This window comes from Streptomyces sp. NBC_01260, assembly GCF_036226405.1.
Lineage (GTDB): Bacteria > Actinomycetota > Actinomycetes > Streptomycetales > Streptomycetaceae > Streptomyces > Streptomyces laculatispora.
The window spans coordinates 6,997,770-7,019,381 of record NZ_CP108464.1; the positions used below are offsets into that span (position 1 = coordinate 6,997,770).

Annotated in this window: 20 protein-coding genes and 1 pseudogene; 17 read left to right on the forward strand and 4 right to left on the reverse strand. The window is 69.0% G+C overall.

Features of this window, described 5'->3' with window-relative positions; translation table 11 throughout:
* Positions 1-26 precede the first annotated feature (26 nt).
* Positions 27-728: an HAD family hydrolase gene (locus tag OG322_RS31230; RefSeq protein WP_123468696.1), complete on the forward strand. Its 702-nt coding sequence runs from the start codon at positions 27-29 to the stop codon at positions 726-728.
* Positions 729-1,102: 374 nt separating this feature from the next.
* Positions 1,103-2,704, forward strand: a complete 1,602-nt coding sequence (locus OG322_RS31235; protein ID WP_124286498.1) for an ABC transporter substrate-binding protein — start codon at positions 1,103-1,105, stop codon at positions 2,702-2,704.
* A 74-nt stretch (positions 2,705-2,778) separates the two neighbouring features.
* On the opposite strand, the gene OG322_RS31240 is transcribed toward OG322_RS31235, so the two are convergent.
* Positions 2,779-3,450 (reverse strand): response regulator, encoded by a 672-nt coding sequence (locus OG322_RS31240; RefSeq protein WP_123468692.1) that lies wholly within the window; start codon positions 3,448-3,450, stop codon positions 2,779-2,781.
* Positions 3,451-3,458: 8 nt separating this feature from the next.
* Entirely contained in the window at positions 3,459-4,304 is an 846-nt protein-coding gene (locus tag OG322_RS31245; protein ID WP_241200529.1) for a RecB family exonuclease, read from the reverse strand.
* 171 nt (positions 4,305-4,475) lie between these two features.
* Here OG322_RS31245 and OG322_RS31250 point away from each other — a divergent pair, with 171 nt between their 5' ends.
* The 3 genes from OG322_RS31250 (at position 4,476) to OG322_RS31260 (ending at position 7,514) form a co-directional block, all read left to right on the forward strand.
* Positions 4,476-5,726 carry a site-2 protease family protein gene (locus OG322_RS31250; RefSeq protein WP_123469767.1) on the forward strand — a complete coding sequence of 417 codons (1,251 nt, stop codon included), beginning with the start codon at positions 4,476-4,478 and terminating at the stop codon, positions 5,724-5,726.
* Positions 5,727-5,787: 61 nt separating this feature from the next.
* Complete coding sequence (locus tag OG322_RS31255; protein ID WP_123468690.1) at positions 5,788-6,693, forward strand: tRNA (adenine-N1)-methyltransferase; 906 nt, start codon at positions 5,788-5,790, stop codon at positions 6,691-6,693.
* A 230-nt stretch (positions 6,694-6,923) separates the two neighbouring features.
* Positions 6,924-7,514 (forward strand): hypothetical protein, encoded by a 591-nt coding sequence (locus OG322_RS31260; protein WP_123468688.1) that lies wholly within the window; start codon positions 6,924-6,926, stop codon positions 7,512-7,514.
* 40 nt (positions 7,515-7,554) lie between these two features.
* Here OG322_RS31260 and OG322_RS31265 read toward each other — a convergent pair whose 3' ends face one another.
* The gene (locus tag OG322_RS31265; RefSeq protein ID WP_123468686.1) at positions 7,555-7,866 is read right to left on the reverse strand and encodes a ferredoxin; all 312 of its coding nucleotides are present in this window, start codon (positions 7,864-7,866) and stop codon (positions 7,555-7,557) included.
* A gap of 241 nt (positions 7,867-8,107) precedes the next feature.
* Between OG322_RS31265 and arc the strand changes: the two genes are divergently transcribed.
* The 6 genes and pseudogenes from arc to prcA all read left to right on the forward strand — a co-directional run bounded on the left by arc (position 8,108) and on the right by prcA (position 14,002).
* On the forward strand, positions 8,108-9,874 hold the full coding sequence (arc, locus tag OG322_RS31270; protein ID WP_123468684.1) for a proteasome ATPase: 1,767 nt from the start codon (positions 8,108-8,110) through the stop codon (positions 9,872-9,874).
* Positions 9,875-10,112: 238 nt separating this feature from the next.
* Complete coding sequence (dop, locus tag OG322_RS31275) at positions 10,113-11,624, forward strand: depupylase/deamidase Dop (protein ID WP_185095655.1); 1,512 nt, start codon at positions 10,113-10,115, stop codon at positions 11,622-11,624.
* 120 nt (positions 11,625-11,744) lie between these two features.
* The gene (locus tag OG322_RS31280; RefSeq protein ID WP_123468680.1) at positions 11,745-11,963 is read left to right on the forward strand and encodes a ubiquitin-like protein Pup; all 219 of its coding nucleotides are present in this window, start codon (positions 11,745-11,747) and stop codon (positions 11,961-11,963) included.
* A gap of 85 nt (positions 11,964-12,048) precedes the next feature.
* Positions 12,049-12,240 (forward strand): annotated as a pseudogene (locus OG322_RS31285) (endonuclease domain-containing protein); the annotation flags it as partial.
* The gene (prcB, locus tag OG322_RS31290; protein WP_123468678.1) at positions 12,192-13,037 is read left to right on the forward strand and encodes a proteasome subunit beta; all 846 of its coding nucleotides are present in this window, start codon (positions 12,192-12,194) and stop codon (positions 13,035-13,037) included. The pseudogene OG322_RS31285 and the gene prcB, both read left to right, overlap by 49 nt.
* Positions 13,038-13,096: 59 nt before the next feature.
* Positions 13,097-14,002, forward strand: coding sequence for a proteasome subunit alpha (gene prcA / locus OG322_RS31295; protein ID WP_124286499.1), 906 nt, complete (start codon positions 13,097-13,099; stop codon positions 14,000-14,002).
* A gap of 56 nt (positions 14,003-14,058) precedes the next feature.
* Here the strand turns inward: prcA and OG322_RS31300 are convergent, their stop codons facing one another.
* Positions 14,059-15,096, reverse strand: a complete 1,038-nt coding sequence (locus OG322_RS31300; protein ID WP_185095654.1) for a LacI family DNA-binding transcriptional regulator — start codon at positions 15,094-15,096, stop codon at positions 14,059-14,061.
* Between the two features lie 133 nt (positions 15,097-15,229).
* Between OG322_RS31300 and OG322_RS31305 the strand changes: the two genes are divergently transcribed.
* The 6 genes from OG322_RS31305 to OG322_RS31330 all read left to right on the forward strand — a co-directional run bounded on the left by OG322_RS31305 (position 15,230) and on the right by OG322_RS31330 (position 21,606).
* Complete coding sequence (locus OG322_RS31305) at positions 15,230-16,489, forward strand: MFS transporter (RefSeq protein WP_123468672.1); 1,260 nt, start codon at positions 15,230-15,232, stop codon at positions 16,487-16,489.
* A gap of 9 nt (positions 16,490-16,498) precedes the next feature.
* The gene (gene pafA / locus OG322_RS31310; RefSeq protein ID WP_123468669.1) at positions 16,499-17,860 is read left to right on the forward strand and encodes a Pup--protein ligase; all 1,362 of its coding nucleotides are present in this window, start codon (positions 16,499-16,501) and stop codon (positions 17,858-17,860) included.
* A 327-nt stretch (positions 17,861-18,187) separates the two neighbouring features.
* Entirely contained in the window at positions 18,188-19,150 is a 963-nt protein-coding gene (locus tag OG322_RS31315; protein WP_123468667.1) for an FKBP-type peptidyl-prolyl cis-trans isomerase, read from the forward strand.
* A gap of 44 nt (positions 19,151-19,194) precedes the next feature.
* The gene (locus OG322_RS31320; RefSeq protein ID WP_123468665.1) at positions 19,195-19,566 is read left to right on the forward strand and encodes an FKBP-type peptidyl-prolyl cis-trans isomerase; all 372 of its coding nucleotides are present in this window, start codon (positions 19,195-19,197) and stop codon (positions 19,564-19,566) included.
* Between the two features lie 116 nt (positions 19,567-19,682).
* A complete protein-coding gene (locus OG322_RS31325) occupies positions 19,683-20,636 on the forward strand; it encodes a helix-turn-helix transcriptional regulator (protein WP_123468663.1) in 954 nt (317 codons plus the stop codon).
* Between the two features lie 13 nt (positions 20,637-20,649).
* Entirely contained in the window at positions 20,650-21,606 is a 957-nt protein-coding gene (locus OG322_RS31330) for a helix-turn-helix transcriptional regulator (protein WP_123468662.1), read from the forward strand.
* Positions 21,607-21,612: the final 6 nt, after the last annotated feature.

Sequence of the window (21,612 nt, forward strand, 5' to 3'; positions counted from 1 at the left end):
CTCGCCCCTCATGAAAGGTGTGCCGGATGACCAGTACGATTTCCGCGTCCCTGACCCGTACGGCCGAGGGTGCGGCCCTGCAGGCCGTGTTTCTCGACATGGACGGCACCCTGGTGGACACCGAGGGGTTCTGGTGGGACGTCGAGGTGGAGGTCTTCGCGGACCTCGGGCACCCGCTGGACGAGGCGTGGCGGGACGTGGTGGTCGGCGGCCCGATGACCCGCAGCGCCGGGTACCTGATCGACTCCACCGGTGCCGACATCACGCTTGCCGAGCTGACCGTGCTGCTCAACGACCGCTTCGAGAAGCGCATCGGCCTCGGTGTGCCACTGATGCCGGGCGCGGCCCGGCTGCTCGCCGAACTGGGCAGGCACGAGATCCCCACCGCTCTGGTCTCGGCCTCGCACCGGCGGATCATCGACCGGGTGCTTGACTCCGTGGGCCACCACCATTTCGCGCTGACCGTCGCGGGCGACGAGGTCACCCGGACGAAGCCGCACCCGGAGCCGTATCTCACCGCGGCGAGCGGCTTCGGGGCCGACCCGCGGCTCTGTGCGGTCATCGAGGACACCGCGACCGGGGTGGCCGCGGCGGAGGCGGCCGGATGCCGGGTGGTCGCCGTGCCGTCGGTGTCACCGATCGCGCCCGCCGCCGGCCGGGTCGTCGTGAGTTCCCTCGAGGAAGTCGATCTCGCATTTCTCAGGGGTCTGGTCACGGGAATGCGTTGAGCCGCACACCGAGAGTGCTGCTGTGAATGAACAGAAAAACTCTCGGCGTCGGACCGTGCTTTTTCTGTCGCGCTTATGTAAGCGAGGCGGGTGCATGTCAATACCTGAAAGTGTTCACCGAGGCGTTCATTGAGTGACCTTCATCACCCTTTTGGTCGCCGATATGTTCGCGGGATTCGCTTGACTGTCCGTTTTGACGTACCCAAGTGTCCCGGTTCATGAATCCCTGTACGAATCATTCCGGTATCTCGGAATGGGCTCGCCATGCATTCCCGTCGCCATCCGATTACGCACCGGGCTTCACCGGCCCGGCCATGCCGATGGGGCCTACTAATGTCGTTTTCTCCATGACCGGATGAGGGAGAACGTCCAGGATGAACCGCAAGACACTGGTGCTGCCGGCCGTCGTCGGCCTGCTCGCGCCCGTACTCGCCGCCTGCGGTGCGTCGGACGGTGGGAGCGACGGCGGCGGCGCCGTCGTTGTCGGCACCACGGACCAGTTCGTCGTCTCGAAGGACGCTCCCGCACCGCTCGACCCCGCCATCGGCTACGAGGCGGGCGTCTGGAACGTACTGCGGCAGACCGTGCAGACGCTGATGCACGTCCCGCGCGGCGGCGGCGAGCCGGTGCCCGAGGCCGCCGAGAGCTGCGCCTTCACGGACACGGCGAACGAGAGCTACCGCTGCAAGCTGCGCAGCGGCCTGGAATTCGCCGACGGCAGCGCGGTCACCGCCGAGGACGTCAAGTACTCCATCGACCGCGTCATCCGGATCAAGTCCACCAATGGGCCCGTCGCCCTGCTCGACAACATCGACACCGTCGAGACCAAGGGTGACCGCGAGGTCGTATTCCACCTCCGGACCTCGGACGCGACCTTCCCCTACAAGCTCGCCACCCCGCCCGCCGGAATAGTCCAGCCGGGCACATACCCGGCGACCTCCCCGCGCAACGGATTCCAGGTGGACGGCTCCGGTCCGTACACGATGAAGCCGGAAGTGAAGAACGATCAGGTCGTGAAAGTCGTCTTCACGAAGAACCCCCATTACAAGGGGGATCTCAAGGTGCTGAACGACAAGGTCGAGCTGGAACTCTTCCCGGACGCCACCGCCATGGGCAAGGCGCTCGACGAGAAGAAGATCGACATGATGACCCGCACCATGTCGCCGAAGCAGTCGCAGGAGATGCTGGAGCACCCCCGGGACGGCATCAAGCTGACCGAGATGCCCGGCCTCGCCATCAGCTACCTCGGATTCGACACCAACGACCCCGCCGTGAAGAACAAGGCGGTCCGCCAGGCCATGGCCCAGGTCATCGACCGGGGCCAGATCGCGAGCGAGGTGTACGGCACCACGGCCGAACCGCTGTACTCGCTGATCCCGTCCAGCATCGCCGGGCACACCAACTCGTTCTTCAACAAGTACGGCGAGCCCAGTACGGCCAAGGCCGCCGCGATCCTGAAGGATGCCGGGATCCGCACCCCGGTGAAGTTCACGCTGCACTACACGAGCGACCACTACGGCGACGCGACCGCGACCGAGTTCAGGACACTGCGCAAGCAGCTCAACGACACGGGTCTGTTCGACGTGACCGTCCAGGGCACCCCCTGGGCGAAGTACCGCCCGGCCGAACTGCGCGGCGAGTACGCCGTCTACGGCATGGGCTGGTTCCCCGACTTCCCGGACCCGGACAACTACACGGCGCCGTTCCTCGGCAAGAACAACTTCCTCGACTCGCCCTACAAGTCGGCCGCCGCCCAGGAGACGCTCATCCCGCAGTCCCGCCGCGAGGCCGACCGCAGCGTCGCGGCCAAGACCTTCAAGCAGCTCCAGGACATCGTCGCGCAGGACGTGCCGGTGCTCCCGGTCTGGCAGGGCAAGCAGTACGTCGCCTCCCGCGACAGCCTCACCGGCGTGGAGTGGGCGGTCAACTCCTCCGCCGACCTCCAGCTCTGGGAGCTCGGCCACGGCGCAAGCTGAGCGCCGGACGCGGCAACGGCTCGGTCAGCGGCGCCGGCCGGCCACCAGTGACCCGGCCCCGGAACCCGGCCGGGTCACTGGGCGCCGGGGCGCACCAGCCCGCTCTCGTAGGCGTAGACGGCCGCCTGCACCCGGTCGCGCAGCCCGAGCTTCGTCAGGACATGGCCCACATGCGTTTTGACCGTCGTCTCGCTGACGAAGAGATCGGCGGCGATCTCCGCATTCGACAGCCCGCGCGCCACCAGCTTCAGGACCTCCACCTCGCGGTCCGTCAGCGTGTTCAGCGCGTCCGGTACCGGCTCCTCGCCGGACGGCAGATGGTCCGCGTACTTGTCCAGCAGCCGGCGCGTGATACTCGGAGCCAGCATCGCCTCGCCGCCCGCGACCACCCGGATCGCCTGCACCAGCTCATTGGCCGGGGCATCCTTCAGCAGGAAGCCGCTGGCACCGGCACGCAGCGCCTCCACCACGTACTCGTCGAGATCGAACGTGGTGAGCACCAGCACCTTCGCCGGACCGTCCCGGCCGGGACCGGTGATCTGACGCGTCGCCTCGACACCGTCCATCCGCGGCATCCGGATGTCCATCAGCACCACATCGGGCTGCAGCGCCCGCACCTGGTCGAGGGCCTGGAGACCGTCACCGGCCTCGCCCACCACCGCGAGATCACCCTCCGCCTCCAGAATCATCCGGAAGCCGGTGCGCAGCAGCGGTTGGTCATCGACCAGTAGGACGCGGATTGCCACGGTTCTCCTTAAGGTCCTTCGAGAGCCACAGGCCGGCCGGCCTCAGCACGGACCGGGTCCATTCTGCCCTGGGCGTCCTGCCCCGGTCCCGCCGGGCGTACCGACAGCGGATAGACCGGGGGAGTGCCACCGAATTCGGGACAGAGCGCCTGATGGTCGCACCAGCCGCACAGCTTCGTCGGCCGCGGCCGCCACTCGCCGGTCTCCGTGGCCAGCGAGATCGCCTCCCAGAGAGCCAGCAGCTTGCGCTCCACCCGCTCCAGGTCCGCCACCACCGGGTCGTACGTCATCACGTCCCCGCTGCCGAGATAGACCAGCTGGAGCCGGCGCGGCACCACACCCTTCAGCCGCCAGATGACCAGCGCGTAGAACTTCATCTGGAAGAGGGCACCCTCCGCGTACTCCGGACGCGGCGCCTTCCCCGTCTTGTAGTCGACGATCCGGACATCGCCCGTCGGCGTCACGTCGATCCGGTCGATCACCCCGCGCAGCCGCAGCCCCGAATCCAGCTCCGTCTCGACGAACAGCTCCCGCTCGGCGGGCTCCAGCCGCGTCGGATCCTCCAGCGAGAACCATCGCTCCACGAGCCGCTCCGCTTCCGACAGCCAGCGCGAGAGCCGCTCGCCCTGCGGATCCTCGGCGAACAGCTCCGACAGCTCCGGCCTGGACTCCAGCAGCCGGTCCCACTGGGCCGGGATCAGCGCCGTGGCCCGGCCGGGCGTCCGCTCCGTCGCCGGGTTGTCGAAGAGCCGCTCCAGCACCGCATGGACCAGCGTCCCCCGGGTAGCCGCCTCACTGGGCTTCTGCGGCAGTTTGTCGATGACCCGGAAGCGGTACAGCAGGGGACACTGCATGAAGTCGCTCGCCCGCGACGGGGAAAGGGACGAGGGCGGCTGAGGCGGCCGCGGCACTGAGGTCATGACGAAGACCCTACGACCCGCTACTGACAACAACCGGCATACCATCGACCACAGACCCCCGAACACTGCATGATCGTGCCGGACGGCACCGACCGAAGGGACCTCGTGGACGAGAGCGGCAACAGCGGGCGGCCGCAGCCCGGCGCCGGGGGAACGGACCCCGGCGCCGGCCCCGACAAGGGCAAACCGGGGCGCCGCGACGAGCCCGGCGGCGGCATCCTCATGGGCCGCCCCTTCGGGGTGCCGGTCTACGTCGCCCCGAGCTGGTTCCTCGTCGCGGCCCTGATCACCTGGGTCTTCGGCGGCCAGCTCGACCGGGTCCTGCCCGGCCTCGGCGCGGCACGCTACCTCGTCGCACTCTTCTTCGCCATCGCCTTCTACGCCTCCGTACTCGTCCATGAACTCGCGCACACGGTGGTCGCGCTGCACTACAAGCTCCCGGTGCGCCGCATCCAGCTCCAGTTCTTCGGCGGCGTCTCCGAGATCGAGAAGGAATCCGAGACCCCCGGCCGCGAATTCTTCCTCGCCTTCGTCGGCCCGCTGCTCTCCCTCGTCCTGGCCGGCGTCTTCTACATCCCGCTGAACTTCGTCGAGCGCGGCACCGTCCCCGGTGTGCTGCTCGGCGGGCTGATGATCTCCAACCTCATCGTCGCCGTCTTCAACCTGCTGCCCGGCCTCCCGCTCGACGGCGGCCGGATGCTCCGCGCCGTCGTCTGGAAGATCACTGGTCGTCCGATGAGCGGCACCGTCGCCGCCGCCTGGGTCGGCCGCGCCCTCGCCGTCACCACCCTCATCGGCCTTCCCCTCCTGACCCGGACCGGGTCGTTCGGGAACAACCCCGACGACCTCGGCGGCATGGACACGGTCATCGACGCCCTGCTCGCCGCGGTCCTCGCCGCCATCATCTGGACCGGAGCGGGCAACAGCCTGCGCATGGCCCGGCTGCGCGAGCACCTCCCCGACCTGCGCGCCCGCGCCCTCACCCGGCGCGCGGTACCGGTCGAGGCGGCCACCCCGCTCTCCGAGGCGCTGCGCCGGGCCAACGAGGCGGGCGCCCGCGCCCTCGTCGTCGTCGACGGAAACGGCGAACCCAAGGCCGTCGTCCGCGAGGCCGCCATCGTCTCCGTCCCCGAACACCGCCGCCCCTGGGTCGCCGTCGGCGGCCTCGCCCAGGACCTCACCGACGGCATGAAGGTCTCCGCCGAGCTGGCCGGCGAAGCCCTCCTGGACCGGCTCAAGGCCAGCCCCGCCACCGAGTACCTCGTCGTCGAGGACACCGGCGAGATCTACGGGGTGCTGTCAACGGCCGACGTGGAACGGGCCTTCGTCGCCGCCATGGCCCGGCCCGCCGCCTGAGCCCCTGGGCCGTGGGCGTACAGGCGGTCGGAGCGCACGGAAACACCGGTACGCTGGTCACATGTCTGAACCGACCGGTGCCGCCCGCCGACGTGGGCCCTTCAAGGTCGGGGACCAGGTCCAGCTCACCGATCCCAAGGGACGCCACTACACCTTTACGCTCGAAGCCGGAAAGAACTTCCACACCCACAAGGGTTCTTTCTCGCACGACGAGCTGATCGGTGCTCCCGAGGGCAGTGTTGTCCGTACCACGGGGAACGTCGTCTATCTCGCGCTGCGCCCCCTGCTCCCCGACTACGTCCTGTCCATGCCCCGCGGCGCCGCCGTGGTCTACCCCAAGGACGCGGGGCAGATCCTGGCCTTCGGCGACATCTTCCCCGGCGCCCGTGTCGTGGAGGCCGGCGTGGGATCCGGCGCCCTCTCCACCTTCCTGCTCCGCGCCATCGGCGAGCAGGGGATGCTGCACTCCTACGAGCGCCGCGAGGACTTCGCCGAGATCGCCACACAGAACGTCGAGCGCTACTTCGGCAGTCCGCACCCCGCCTGGGAGCTCACCGTCGGCGACCTCCAGGACAACCTGACGGACACCGACGTCGACCGCGTCGTCCTGGACATGCTCGCGCCCTGGGAGTGCCTGGACGCCGTCTCCAAGGCGCTCGTCCCGGGCGGCATCCTCTGCGCGTACGTGGCGACCACCACCCAGCTCTCCCGGACGGTCGAGTCCATCCGTGAGATCGGCTGCTTCGCGGAACCGCAGCCCTGGGAGTCGATGATCCGCAACTGGCACGTCGAGGGTCTCGCCGTCCGCCCGGACCACCGGATGATCGGACACACCGGCTTCCTCGTCACCGCCCGCCGGCTGGCCGACGGGGTCCAGGCCCCGCCGCGCCGCCGCCGCCCCTCCAAGGGGGCCTACGGCGACGACTACGACGGCCCGGGCAGCAAGAGCGGCCCCGCCCGCGACTGACCCGCGCAACGCACCGGCGCCGCGGCCGAGTTCCCGGACCGACCCGGGAACTCGGCCGCGGCGCCTTTTCGTTGTGCCCGGTGCCGGCGCACCGGGCACACAATCCGCAAGGACCCCACCGTTCCGCTGATGTGTGAGGTGTGGCACGATGCTGGCCACCCCCACCCGGCCGCCGACGGCACTGCCCTCTCAGGCATTCCGCACCGAAGGAACCACAGGAGACATCCCGCGTGCAGACCTCCGCGCTCCCGGACCTCGCGCACACCGACACGACGACGATGCACTGGCTCGCCACCGCGGCGGCCATGGCCGCCGTTGTCGCGGCAGCCGCCCTGCTCCAGCCCGACACGGCCGCCTCGGCCTCCACCACGCCCCGCCGCACCGCGGTGCAGCACGGCGCGGCGGCCGTCCCCCCGCCCGATCCGGCCCGCGCGGTGTTCCCACTGGAATGCGGCGGCGTCGGCAACACGGTCGCCAAACAGGTTCCCGGCGACCTCGACGGCGACGGCCGTCCGGAAACCGTCGCGGTGGTCCACTGCGCGGCCGGATCCGGTACCCCGCCCAGTGGCGTCTACGTCCTCACACAGGGAAGCGGGGCCGCACCCAGGATCGTCGCGACCCTGGTGGACCCCGCCCAGAAGATGAGCGTCGGCGACTTCACGGTGCGTGACGGCGTCGTCTCCGCCACGCTCCTCGGCTATTCCTCGCCCGCGATCCCGTCCTGCTGCCCCGACCAGCAGGAGAAGGTCACCTGGCACTGGCAGAACGGGGCCTTCGTGCGGAGCAGCCTGTCCGACGACTCCGCCGACGGCAGCGCCTGACCGGTCACTCCGCGCAGCCGCCGGCCCGGGGGCCGACGGATCAGGCGGCCTCGGGACCGAAGACCTCGACCCTGTCCGAAACGCGTCGTACGTGAATGCAGTCGCCCGGGCACTCCTTGGCCGAGTCGACCACGTCCTGGAGGAGCGGCAGCGGCACCGGGGTGGTCGCCCCCTTGTCCTGCAGCAGCTCGTCCCCGTCGCTCTTCACATAGGCGAGTCCGTCGATGTCCAGCTCGAAGACCTCGGGCGCGTACTGCACGCAGATGCCGTCCCCCGTGCAGAGGTCCTGGTCGATCCAGACCTCCAGGTCCTGCGTCTCGCTGCCGGTGGGAGCGTCCTGCTGCACGGTCATTTCGCCTGCCGTTTCCTGCGTATCCGAACCAAAAAAAGCCAGCCCTGACGGGTGTTGAACACTTCGACGATACAACCGGCCGCTTTCCGATGTTGAAGGGTGGGTATTCCCCTGACACGAGGGAGAGCGCAAGGGTGAAGATCGGACACACCCCACAGTCTTTGTGATCTAGGGGTTTCAATCATCACCCACCCAGGTAGGGTCAGGAAGCGTCCAGCTCCCCTTGGAGGAGGTGAGGACCGTGGCAGCCCACGACGACGACATCAACCGCGGCATCCGGCCCGGGCGGGGGTCCGATGACCCAGCCGGCCAGGTCGCCTATCTCGAGCAGGAAATCGCCGTCCTGCGACGTAAGCTCGCCGACTCTCCGCGCCATACGAGGATTCTCGAAGAGCGGATCGTCGAGTTCCAGACCAACCTCGCAGGCGTGTCCGCTCAGAACGAGCGGCTCGCCAGCACACTCCGCGAGGCCCGCGACCAGATCGTGGCCCTCAAGGAAGAGGTCGACCGGCTGGCACAGCCACCGGCCGGTTTCGGTGTGTTCCTGCAAGGCAACGAGGACGGTACCTGCGACATCTTCACCGGGGGCCGCAAGCTCCGGGTGAACATCAGTCCCAGCGTTGAGCTCGATGACCTCCGGCGCGGCCAGGAAGTCATGCTCAACGAAGCGCTCAACGTGGTCGACGCCATGGAATTCGAGCGCGCCGGGGACATCGTCACCCTCAAGGAGATCCTTGAGGACGGCGAACGAGCCCTGGTGCTCGGGCACACCGACGAGGAACGGGTGGTGCGGCTCGCCGAGCCGTTGCTGGACATCACCATCCGGCCCGGCGACGCCCTGCTGCTCGAACCCAGGTCCGGCTACGTCTACGAAGTCGTTCCCAAGAGCGAGGTCGAAGAGCTCGTCCTCGAAGAAGTCCCGGACATCGACTACGACAAGATCGGCGGACTGGGCGACCAGATCGAGCTGATCCGCGACGCGGTCGAGCTCCCCTATCTGCACCCAGACCTCTTCAGGGAGCACGAACTGCGGCCGCCGAAGGGCATCCTGCTCTACGGCCCGCCCGGCTGCGGCAAGACACTCATTGCCAAGGCCGTCGCCAACTCCCTGGCGAAGAAGGTCGCGGAAGTCACCGGTCAGCCCACCGGCAAGAGCTACTTCCTCAACATCAAGGGTCCCGAGCTCCTCAACAAGTACGTCGGTGAGACCGAGCGCCACATCCGCCTGGTCTTCCAGCGTGCCCGCGAGAAGGCGAGTGAGGGCACCCCCGTCATCGTCTTCTTCGACGAGATGGAGTCCCTCTTCCGTACCCGGGGATCCGGCGTCAGCTCGGACGTGGAGAACACCATCGTCCCCCAGCTGCTCGCCGAGATCGACGGTGTCGAGGGCCTGGAGAACGTCATCGTCATCGGCGCCTCCAACCGCGAGGACATGATCGACCCCGCGATCCTGCGACCGGGCCGTCTCGATGTGAAGATCAAGATCGAGCGTCCGGACGCGGAGGCCGCGAAGGACATCTTCGCGAAGTACCTCACGCCTTCGCTGCCCCTGCACGCGGACGATCTCGCCGAGCACACCGGCTCCAAGGAAGCCGCCGCGCACGCCATGATCCAGTCGGTCGTCGAGCGGATGTACACCGAGTCCGAGGAGAACCGCTTCCTCGAGGTCACGTACGCCAACGGCGACAAGGAGGTCCTGTACTTCAAGGACTTCAACTCCGGCGCGATGATCCAGAACATCGTCGACCGGGCCAAGAAGATGGCCATCAAGGCCTTCCTCGACCAGGGCCAGAAGGGCCTTCGCGTCTCCCATCTCCTCCAGGCCTGTGTGGACGAGTTCAAGGAGAACGAGGACCTGCCGAACACCACCAACCCGGACGACTGGGCCAGGATCTCCGGCAAGAAGGGTGAGCGGATCGTCTTCATCCGCACACTCGTCACCGGAAAGCAGGGCGCGGACACCGGGCGGTCCATCGACACGGTGGCAAACACCGGGCAGTACCTGTAGAACGCAGACCGGCTGCGGATGCCCGGCCGGGCATCCGCAGCCGGTTGCTTTCCGGACAGCTCCGACGACACCGCAGCAATGACGTAATTGATCTCCCCACCAGCACAGAGGCGCTCTAGGCTCTTGCGTACCGCCCGGTCGCGCAGTGCGGGTACGGGCAAACCGCGCACGCACCGGACAAGCAGCGGTACTTGAGCGCCGCTCCCGGAAGGGAGCGACGCCGGGCAAGGAGGGCCGCATGACCGTACGGCGAGTAATGGGCATCGAGACCGAGTACGGGATCTCCGTGCCCGGCCACCCCAACGCCAATGCCATGCTCACCTCGTCCCAGATCGTCAACGCCTACGCGGCGGCGATGCACCGGGCGCGCCGCGCCCGCTGGGACTTCGAGGAGGAGAACCCGCTGCGTGACGCGCGAGGCTTCGACCTCGCCCGCGAGACCGCCGACTCCAGCCAGCTCACGGACGAGGACATCGGCCTGGCCAATGTCATCCTCACCAACGGGGCACGGCTCTACGTCGACCACGCGCACCCCGAGTACAGCTCCCCGGAGATCACCAACCCCAGGGACGCCGTCCTCTGGGACAAGGCCGGCGAGCGCATCATGGCCGAGGCCGCCGAACGCGCGGCCCAGCTGCCCGGCGCCCAGCCGATCCACCTCTACAAGAACAACACCGACAACAAGGGCGCCTCGTACGGGACGCACGAGAACTATCTGATGAAGCGGGAGACCCCGTTCTCGGACATCGTGCGCCATCTGACCCCGTTCTTCGTCTCGCGCCAGGTCGTCACCGGAGCGGGACGGGTCGGAATCGGCCAGGACGGCCACGAGCACGGCTTCCAGATCAGCCAGCGCGCCGACTACTTCGAGGTCGAGGTCGGCCTGGAGACCACGCTCAAGCGCCCGATCATCAACACCCGCGACGAGCCCCACTCGGACGCCGAGAAGTACCGCCGGCTGCATGTGATCATCGGCGACGCGAATCTCTCGGAGATCTCCACCTATCTCAAGCTGGGCACCACCTCGCTGGTCCTCTCCATGATCGAGGACGGCTTCATCAACGTCGACCTGGCCGTCGACCAGCCGGTGCGCACGCTGCACCAGGTCTCCCACGACCCGGATCTCCAGCAGCTGATCACTCTGCGCAGCGGGCGGACACTCACCGCTGTGCAGCTCCAGATGGAGTACTTCGAGCTCGGCCGCAAGTACGTCGAGGAGCGGTACGGGGCGGACGCCGACGAGCAGACAAGGGACATCCTGATCCGCTGGGAGGACACGCTCAACCGGCTGGAGAACGATCCGATGAGCCTGTCGGGCGAGCTGGACTGGGTCGCCAAGCGGAAGCTCATGGAGGGCTACCGCCAGCGCGACAACCTCGACTGGGACGCGGCCCGCCTGCATCTGGTGGACCTCCAGTACGCCGACGTACGGGCCGAGAAGGGCCTCTACAACCGTCTGGCGGCCCGCGGCAGGATGAAGCGCCTGCTGGACGAGAACGAGGTCGAGCAGGCCCGTACAGCGCCTCCGGAGGACACCAGGGCGTATTTCCGCGGCCGCTGCCTGGACCAGTACGCGGACGACGTCGCGGCGGCCTCCTGGGATTCGGTCATCTTCGATCTTCCGGGTCACGACTCGTTGCAGCGGGTGCCCACCATGGAACCGCTCCGGGGCACCCGTGAGCACGTCAAGGACCTCCTGGACCGCTGTCGTACCGCGGAAGAGCTGGTCCGGGTGCTGTCGGGCGGCTGAAAGGGCCGTCGGCTGGGAATCATTCCGATGACCTCCGGACGTTGAGACAAGTACCGGGCCAATGTCGGACCCCGTAGGTAGGGTCTGATCAAGTGCTTCGAACCGAGCGGGGTGAGCTATATGGCGACCAAGGACACCGGCGGCGGACAGCAGAAGGCGACGCGTTCCACCGAGGGGGCCGAGGAGCAGGCGCAGGAAGCGCAGGCCTCCGAGGACCTCAAGGAGCGACAGGAGAAGCTGAGCGACGACGTCGACGACGTTCTCGACGAGATCGACGACGTCCTCGAGGAGAACGCAGAGGATTTCGTTCGCTCATTCGTGCAAAAGGGTGGCGAGTAACCGGCTCGGCGCCGGGACCGGCGTGCGGTGCGGGCGGGTGCCCGCACCGCACGCCCCGGGCAGGGGCCGCGCGATCGGTCCGAATGCCTCCGCCATACATGTGGATCACTGCCGTCGGACGGGTAGGGTCCGTGGCATACGGTGCTTCAACTGCAATTCGGCCGTAGGCAAGTTGGGAGATGATCCTGACACCTTGCGCAGGGCCATCGCTTACCTGGAGGGAAACGCGTGGAAGCCAACACTCGTAGCACCGGGCGTCTACCAGCTGCCTTCCTGACGCCCGGGTCCTCTTCCTTCATGGACTTCCTGACCGACCAGTCGCCCGGGATGCTGCCGGGCAATCGGCAGCTGCCGCCCATGAAGGGGGCCATCGAGGCTCCGCACGGGACCACCATCGTCGCGGCGTCGTTCCCCGGCGGCGTGGTCCTGGCGGGTGACCGGCGGGCGACCATGGGCAGCATGATCGCGCAGCGCAACATCGAGAAGGTGTTCCCGGCCGACGAGTACTCGGCGGTCGGTATCGCCGGTACCGCCGGTCTGGCCGTGGAGATGGTCAAGCTCTTCCAGCTGGAGCTGGAGCACTTCGAGAAGGTCGAGGGCGCCCAGCTCTCCCTGGAGGGCAAGGCGAACCGGCTCTCCACGATGATCCGGAGCAATCTGGCGATGGCCATGCAGGGTCTTGCCGTGGTGCCGCTCTTCGCCGGCTACGACGTCGACCGTGAGCGGGGCCGGATCTTCTCGTACGACGTCACCGGAGGCCGTTCCGAGGAGCAGGGGTACGCGTCCACCGGCTCCGGGTCGATCTTCGCCCGCACCTCCATGAAGAAGCTCTACCGCGAGGACCTGACGGAGGAGCAGACACTCACTCTGGTCGTACAGGCCTTGTACGACGCGGCGGACGACGATTCGGCGACCGGCGGTCCCGACGTGGCCCGGCGTATCTATCCGATCATCACCGTCATCACGGACGAGGGTTTCCGGAAGCTGACCGAGACGGAATCCTCCGAGATCGCCCGCTCGATTCTGGAACGACGGCTCGTCGAGCCCGACGGCCCGCGCGCCGAGCTGCTCTGACCGCTCGTTCCGAGGCTTCTTCGATGCTCTTGCCACTGACAGAAAGGGACGGATAGCCGGTGTCGACGCCGTTCTATGTCTCACCTCAGCAGGCCATGGCCGACCGGGCGGAATACGCCCGGAAGGGCATCGCCCGTGGTCGCAGCCTGGTTGTGCTGCAGTACACCGACGGCATTGTGTTCGTCGGCGAGAACCCGTCCCGTGCGCTGCACAAGTTCAGCGAGATCTATGACCGGATCGGTTTCGCCGCCGCCGGTAAGTACAACGAGTACGAGAATCTCCGCATCGGCGGTGTGCGTTATGCCGATCTGCGCGGATACACCTATGACCGTGACGACGTGACGGCCCGTGGACTGGCGAATGTCTACGCGCAGACGCTCGGCACCATCTTCTCCAGTGCGGCCGAGAAGCCGTACGAGGTGGAGCTGGTGGTCGCCGAGGTGGGCGCGGCGGCGGACGGCGACCAGATCTACCGGCTGCCGCACGACGGTTCGATCGTGGACGAGCACGGCTCGGTCGCCGTCGGTGGGAACGCGGAGCAGATCAGCACCTTCCTGGACCAGCGGCACCGTGACGGGATGTCGCTCGCCGAGGCGCTGAAGCTGGCGGTGCAGGCGCTGTCCCGCGATCCCAACGGCAGTGAGCGGGAGATCCCCGCGGAGCGGCTGGAGGTCGCGGTCCTGGATCGCACGAGGCCGCAGCAGCGCAAGTTCAAGCGGATCGTCGGCCGGCAGCTGGCCCGGCTGCTGGAGGCGGACGGCGCCGGCTCGACGCCGACGGACGCCCCCTCGGACACGGAGGACGGCGACGACACCGCCGCGGCGACGACGGACGCCGGTAAGCCGAGCGGCAAGTCGGGCGAGAAGAAGGCCGCCACCGACTCCAACGGTTCCACCGACTCCACCGACTCCACCGACTCCACCGACTCCACCGACTCCAAGGATTCCGGTGGGGACGTGGAATAGCACGTTCCGCTGTGTGTCCGAGCCCCGGTCCGCCGCTCCGGCGGGCCGGGGCTCTGTCATGAGCGCCGGCCCGTGGGCGGGGGAGCGGACGAGCCTCGGACGACCAGGCGCACCGGGAGGCTGCCGGTTTCGGCCGTGCGTCCCTCCAGAACGGCCAGCAGGGCGCTCATGCCGCGCTCGCCGACCTGCTCGGCCGGCAGCCGCACGGTGGTGAGTTCCGGCTCCACGGCCGTGGCCAGGGCCAGATCGTCGAAGCCCGTCACCGAGAGGTCGTCCGGCACCCGCAGCCCGAGCCGGCGGGCGGCCTTGCAGGCGCCCGCGGCCAGGATGTCGTCGTCGCAGACGATGGCGGTGGGGCGGGGCCCGGGAAGGGCCAGCGCGCGTTCCGCGGCCTCGCGGCCGGCCCGTACGTCCAGCGCCGCCGGCACGGTGCGCACATCGGTGCCGGGCACGCCGCGCAGGGCGTCGTGGACGGCTCCGGCACGGACCGCGAACGTCCAGGTGTCGATGGCCGAGGCGAGGTGGATGAAGCGGCGGTGGCCGAGAGCGAGCAGGTGCTCCGTCACCTGGCGCATCCCGTCGGCGACATCGAGGTTGACCCGGGCCGCCGGACCCGGGGCCGAGGGATCGCTGTCGAGCATGACCAGGGGCAGATCGGCCCCGTGCAGGGCGCCCAGCGCGTCGGCGGCCATGGACGAGGCGATCACCCCGTCGAGTGCCGTGCGGGCCGAGGCGAAGGGGTCCCGGGCGGGGCCGGTGCCGTCGGGCGAGGGGTAGAGGACGACACCGAAGCCGTGTTCCGCGGCTACCGCGGCGGCCCCGGTGTATACCCGGGCGAAGAACTCGTTGGTGAGGGCCGGGACGACCAGCAGGGCGGTCCTGGTGCGGCCCAGGCGCAGATTGCGGGCGGCGAGATTCGGCCGGTAGCCGAGGCCGTGGGCGGCCTCCCGCACGCGGTCCGCGGTGGCCTCGGAGACCCGGCCGCGCCACTTGTCACCGAGGACCAGCGAGACGGTGGCCTGGGAGACGCCGGCGGCCCGCGCCACGTCACGGCTGGTGGGCCGGGGCGGGGCGGGCTGTGCTGGGCTGGTCACTCGGGCCTCCGGGCCGGTCGGGGCAGGCGCCGTGAGGTGGACCTGCGGACTGGCCACATGGTACGTATGAACCCGGAAGTTATACGTAAAACCTCGGGCGGCCGGAAAGGCTTCCCAGGGAGAGGGGCGGGACATGGCCGCGGGATATCTGGACATCCTCCGGGCGCGGCACGCCGCCCGGCTGCTGACGGGCACCCTCGTGGGGCGGCTGCCGAACGGCACCGCACCCATCGCGATCGTGCTGTTCACCCGTGCGGAGGGCGGCAGCTACGCCCTCGCGGGCGCGCTCGCCGCGGTGTACGGGCTGGGCACGGCGGTCGGACAGCCCCTGCTGGGCCGCGCCGTGGACCTGTACGGCCAGCCGCGCGTCCAGCTGCCCGCCGCCGTCCTGTCCGCACTCGGCATGGCCCTGCTCGCCGTGGCGGGCTTCGGGTCGCTGCCGCTCGCCTATGGGGCCGTGGCCCTCGCGGGGGTGGCCACGCCGCCCCTGGAGGGCGGGCTGCGGGCCCTGTGGCCGACCGTCCTCGGCAGTGAGGACCGGGTGCACCGGGCGTACGCCATGGACGCGGTCGCCCAGGAGGTCATGTTCACGGTGGGGCCGCTGCTGGTGACCCTGCTGGTCTCCCTCTGGTCGCCCGCCGCCGCGCTGCTCGTCATCAACGCGATAGGGGTCCTGGGGGCGCTCTCGGTCGTCCTGTCCGAACCGTCCAGGACCTGGCGTTCCGCGCCGCGCGAGGCGCACTGGCTGGGTGCACTCCGCTCGCCGGGGCTGCTGGCCCTGCTCGGTTCCTTCTTCTTCGTCGGGCTGGCGCTGGGTTCCATCACGGTGGCGGGCGTGGCGTACGCCGACGACCAGGGCCGGGAGTCCGTCTACGGCTGGCTGATGGCCGCCCTGGGGCTCGGCGCGCTGATCGGCGGCGCGGTGTACGGGGCGCGGCAGTGGTCGGGGCCGCCCGAGCGCCGGCTGCGGGTGATCGTGGCGCTGCTCGCGCTCGGCTACCTGCCGCTGACGCTGACCCCCGGTGTGGTGGCGATGACCGTGCTGGCCGGCGTCGCCGGGGTGTTCCTGGCACCCGCGATCGCCTGCTCGTTCATCGTCGTCGACCGGCACGCCCCGAGGGGCACGGTGACGGAGGCGTTCTCCTGGCTCGTGACGACGTTCGGGGTGGGCGCGGCGGCCGGGACGGCCGTGGCGGGCCCGGCCGTGGAACTGGGCGGGACGGCATGGAGCTTCGCCGTCGCGGGGGCCGGTGGAGTGGCGGCGCTGCTGGTTCTGCTGGCCACCGGAAGGGTCCTCGCAGCTCCCGGGCATAGCGCTGTTGCGGTGCGAGGATCGGAAAATGATCGAAACGGTGCCGTCGAACCCGGTTTCAGCTCGGGCCATCAGGCGTAATGTTCAGTCATGGACCGCCGCATTTTCGGGCTGGAGAACGAGTACGGCGTCACGTGCACGTTCAGGGGACAGCGCCGACTGTCTCCTGATGAAGTGGCGCGCTACCTCTTCCGCCGTGTTGTGTCATGGGGCCGCAGCAGCAATGTCTTTCTGCGGAACGGCGCCCGCCTCTACCTCGACGTGGGATCGCATCCGGAATATGCAACCCCCGAATGCGACAATCTGACCGAGCTGGTCACTCACGACAAGGCCGGCGAGCGCATTCTCGAAGGCCTGCTTGTCGACGCCGAACGCCGTCTGCACGAGGAGGGAATCGCGGGCGACGTCTATCTCTTCAAGAACAACACCGACTCGGCTGGAAACTCCTACGGATGTCATGAGAACTACCTCGTGGCCCGGCACGGAGAATTCTCCCGGCTCGCGGACATCCTCATTCCCTTCCTCGTCACGAGGCAGCTGATCTGCGGTGCCGGCAAGGTGCTGCAGACCCCGCGGGGCGCCGTCTACTGCGTCAGCCAGCGTGCCGAGCACATCTGGGAGGGCGTCAGTTCCGCGACGACACGCTCGCGTCCGATCATCAACACCAGGGACGAACCGCACGCGGACGCCGAGCGGTACCGCCGCCTCCACGTCATCGTCGGCGACTCCAACATGTCCGAGACGACCATGCTGCTCAAGGTCGGCGCGACCGACCTGGTGCTCCGCATGATCGAGGCGGGCACGGTGATGCGGGATCTGACCCTGGAGAACCCCATCCGGGCGATCCGGGAGGTCAGTCACGACATCACGGGGCAGCGCAAGGTGCGCCTCGCCAGTGGCCGCGAGGCATCCGCCATCGAGGTGCAGCGCGAGTACTACGAGAAGGCCGTGGACTTCGTCGACCGCCGCGGCATCCGTACGGGCAACGTCGAGAAGGTCCTCGAACTGTGGGGCCGTACGCTCGACGCGATCGAGGCCGAGGACCTCGACCGGATCGGTACCGAGATCGACTGGGTCATGAAGTACAAGCTCATCGAGCGCTACCGGGCCAAGCACAACATGACCATGTCGAATCCGCGGGTCGCTCAGATAGACCTCGCCTACCACGACATCCATCGCCGCCGCGGTCTGTACTACCTCCTTGAGCGCAAGGGTCAGGCGGCCCGCATCTGCAACGACCTGAAGATCTTCGAGGGCAAGTCGGTGCCCCCGCAGACCACCAGGGCGCGGCTGCGCGGCGACTTCATCCGGCGGGCCCAGGAGCAGCGGCGGGACTTCACCGTCGACTGGGTCCACCTCAAGCTCAACGACCAGGCGCAGCGGACGGTGCTGTGCAAGGACCCGTTCCGTTCCGTGGACGACCGAGTGGAGAAGCTGATCGCGGGTATGTGAGCCGGCGCAGGAAGTGCCCCGGCTCCCAGGGCCTGTCGACAGACCCCGGCGCGACTCGGGCCCCGTACGTTCCTCGTACGGGGCCCTGCGCACGCCCTAGAGTGTCGGGGACCCCCCAGGGTCGTGCCCGCACAAGTCACGTCAGGCCCGCGACCTCCGGCACGCACTCCCGCGGCGTCGCCGAAGTGCCCGAGTAGCTCCGCTGCGAGGGCGCTCCGGCGCCTTGCGGGAGCACGCACCGAACGCCGCGGGCCCCGCTCTTCGGGCGGACGACGATACTTTCCGGACACGAACCAACACATGTGCCGTCTGAGATCTGAGGAACCAGTGCGCCGACTTGCCGGCCTTCTAGTCGTCCCCCTGCTGCTGTTGTCAGCGGCCTGCGGCAGCGACGACAAGGGCTCCGACTCCGCTTCCGCCTCCGCTTCCGCGTCCGCCCCCTCCAAGGACGGATTCCCCGCAATCACCGCGGGCGCGAAGTTCGGCGAGAAGCCCACCCTGGCCAAGGGCACGGGAACGCCGCCCAAGGAGCTGAAGACCAACGTTGTCAGTGAGGGTGACGGCGCGAAGCTCAAGAACGGCGACGCGATCCAGGTCAACTACCTCGGGCAGGCCTGGGACTCCACCAAGCCGTTCGACAACAGCTTCGACCGCAAGCAGCCGTTCGACCTGACGCTCGGCGCCGGCATGGTCATCCAGGGCTGGGACAAGGGCCTGGTCGGCCAGAAGGTCGGCAGCAGGGTCCAGCTGGTCATCCCGCCGGACCTCGGTTACGGCGCGCAGGGCCAGGGCGACATCAAGCCGAACGCCACCCTCGTCTTCGTCGTCGACATCCTGAAGGCGAAGCAGATCCCGGCGTCCGCCAAGGGCACCGAGGTCGCCCAGGACAACGTCGACCTGCCGAAGGTGGGCACGAACACGGACGGCAAGGCGCCGACCGTCAAGATCCCCAGCAAGTCCGCTCCGCCCAAGAAGCTGGTCTCCAACTACGTCCTGGAGTCCAAGGGCGAGGTCGTCAAGGGGAGCGACAGTGTCGTCGTGAACTACGTGGGTCTGCTGTGGAAGGACGGCAAGACGTTCGACAGCACCTACGCGACGGGCAAGACGCAGACCTTCCCGCTGGCCCAGGTCACCCTCAAGGGACTCAAGAACGGCCTGATCGGGAAGAAGATCGGCAGCCGTGTACTGCTCGTCGTCCCGCCGGACCAGGCCTTCGGCAGCAAGGCGCAGCAGTCCATCCCGGCGAACTCGACGCTCGTCTTCGCCGTGGACATCCTGGCGAAGATGTAAGACTGTCCCGGTTGCCCAGTTCATCATTTAGAGGAGCAAAGTCAGTGAGCATCGAGAAGCCCGAGATCGACTTCCCGGGTGGCGAGCCGCCGGCCGACCTGGAGATCAAGGAAATCTGGGAAGGCGACGGCGCGGTCGCCCAGGCCGGCCAGACCGTCTCCGTCCACTACGTGGGCGTGGCCTTCTCCACCGGTGAGGAGTTCGACGCCTCCTGGAACCGCGGTACTCCGCTCAAGTTCCAGCTCGGTGCCGGACAGGTCATCGCGGGCTGGGACAAGGGCGTGCAGGGCATGAAGGTCGGCGGCCGCCGCCAGCTGACCATCCCCTCGCACCTCGCGTACGGTGACCGCGGCGCCGGCGGCGCCATCGCCCCGGGCGAGACGCTGATCTTCGTCTGCGACCTGGTCGCCGTCTGATCCCGCACCTGTGTGCGATACGAGGGCCCGTGCCGCAAGGCACGGGCCCTCGCTTTCGTCCGGACCCCCCGGAGCGGTACGGTCGACGGTCGTAGAGCAAAACAGAAAGGGCGTCGATGGCGATTGCCAAGGCCGAGCGGCTGATGAACCTGGCGCTGTGTCTGCTGGGGACCCGGCGCCCGCTCAGCAAGCGCGAACTGCGCGGTTCCATCGAGGCCTACCTGGAGGCGGGTTCCGACGACGCCTTCAACCGGATGTTCGAGCGCGACAAGGACGATCTGCGCGAGCTCGGCCTGGTCATCGAGACCGTGGAGAACCTGGACGGCGACACCGGCTATCTCGCCCGTCGCGACAGCAACCGGCTGCCCCCGATCACGCTGGACGCCGAGGAGGCCGCCGCGCTCGGGCTGGCCGCCAAGGTCTGGCAGCAGGCCCGGCTGGCCGGCGCGGCCAGCGGCGCCCTGCAGAAGCTGCGGGCGGCGGGGATGCCGGAGGCCGAGGACGCGTACGAGGTGCACAGCGCCCTCGAACCCCGTATCCCCGTCCACGAGGCCGCGTTCGAACCGCTGATGCTGGCCTGCCGGGACCGCAGGCCGGTGACCTTCGACTACCGCAAGGCCAATGCCGCCCGCCCCGAGCAGCGCCAGGTCGAGCCGTGGACGCTGGAGTGCTGGCGCGGTCACTGGTATCTGGCCGGCTGGGACCGGGGCCGGGGCGCGGAGCGGGTCTTCCGGCTGTCCCGGATCGCCGGCAAGGTGCGCTCCAGGGCCGGCGCGTTCACCGCCGAGGTGCCCGACGTCGTCACCGTCCGCGAGACCGTCGAGAGCTGGGCGGGGGAGACGGCGACCCGCACCGCACTGATCAGGCTGCGGGCCGATTCCGGCTATCCGCTCCGGGCCCGGGCGATATCGGTCCGGGAACTCGGGAACGGGTGGGAGGAGTTGGAGATTCCGTACGGACACGGTCTGGACGCCTGGCTCGTCGAGTTCGGCCCGGACGTGGTCGTACAGGAACCTGCGGATCTGCGGGCCGATGTGGTGGACCGGCTGCGCGCCGTGGCCAAGGACTGAGGGGACCGTATTCATGGCCACGAACGCCATCGACCAGACCCGCCGGATGCTCTCCCTGGTGACCTATCTGCGCGAGCGCCCCGGCGCCCACGTCCAGGACGTCGCGCGGGCCTTCGGGATCACCGAGGACGAGCTCATCTCGGACCTCGACGTGCTGCCCATGTGCGGGACCAGCTTCCGCGGCGGCGATCTCCTGGACATCGACACCGACGGGGACCGGATCTGGTGGCACAACCCGGACGATGTCGCGGAGCCGCTCCGGCTCGCCGCCGACGAGGCGACGGCCCTGCTGGTCGCCGCCCGAGCCGTCGCGACGCTGCCCGGACTGCGCGAGAGCGACCGGCAGGCGCTGCTGCGTGCCACCGCCAAGCTGGAGGCCGCGGCCGGTGAGGTGGGGGCGGCGAGCTCCCGGCTCTCGGTCACCTTCGAGTCCGAGGGCGGCGTCTTCGCCGATGTGGACCGGGCGATCTCCGAGCGGCGCCGGCTCTGGCTGCGCTACTACTCGCCCGCGCGCGACGAGCTCACCGAGCGCGAGGTGGACCCGATCCGGCTCTTCGCGGTGGGGCACACCTATATGGAGGCCTGGTGCCGGTCCTCCGAGGACCGGCGTACGTTCCGCCTCGACCGGGTCGCCGAGATCCGGCTGCTCGACGAGCCGGCCGCGCCGCCCGAGCTGGAGCTGCGGGATCTGTCGGAGGGCCTGGTCCAGCCCGCCGCCGAGGACCCGGAGGTCGTGGTCGAGGTCGGTCCCGGCGGGCGCTGGGTCGCCGAGTACTACCCGCACGACAGCGCCCACGAGCTGCCCGACGGCGGTCTGCGGATCACCCTGCGCACGCCCGACCCCGCCTCGCTGCGCCGCCTCGGGCTCCGGCTCGGCCGGGAGGGGCGCATCGTCTCGCCGCCAGAGCTGGCACAGAGCGCGCAGCGGGCCGCCCGAGCGGCACTCACCGCGTACGACGGCCCGGCCTGAGGGGAC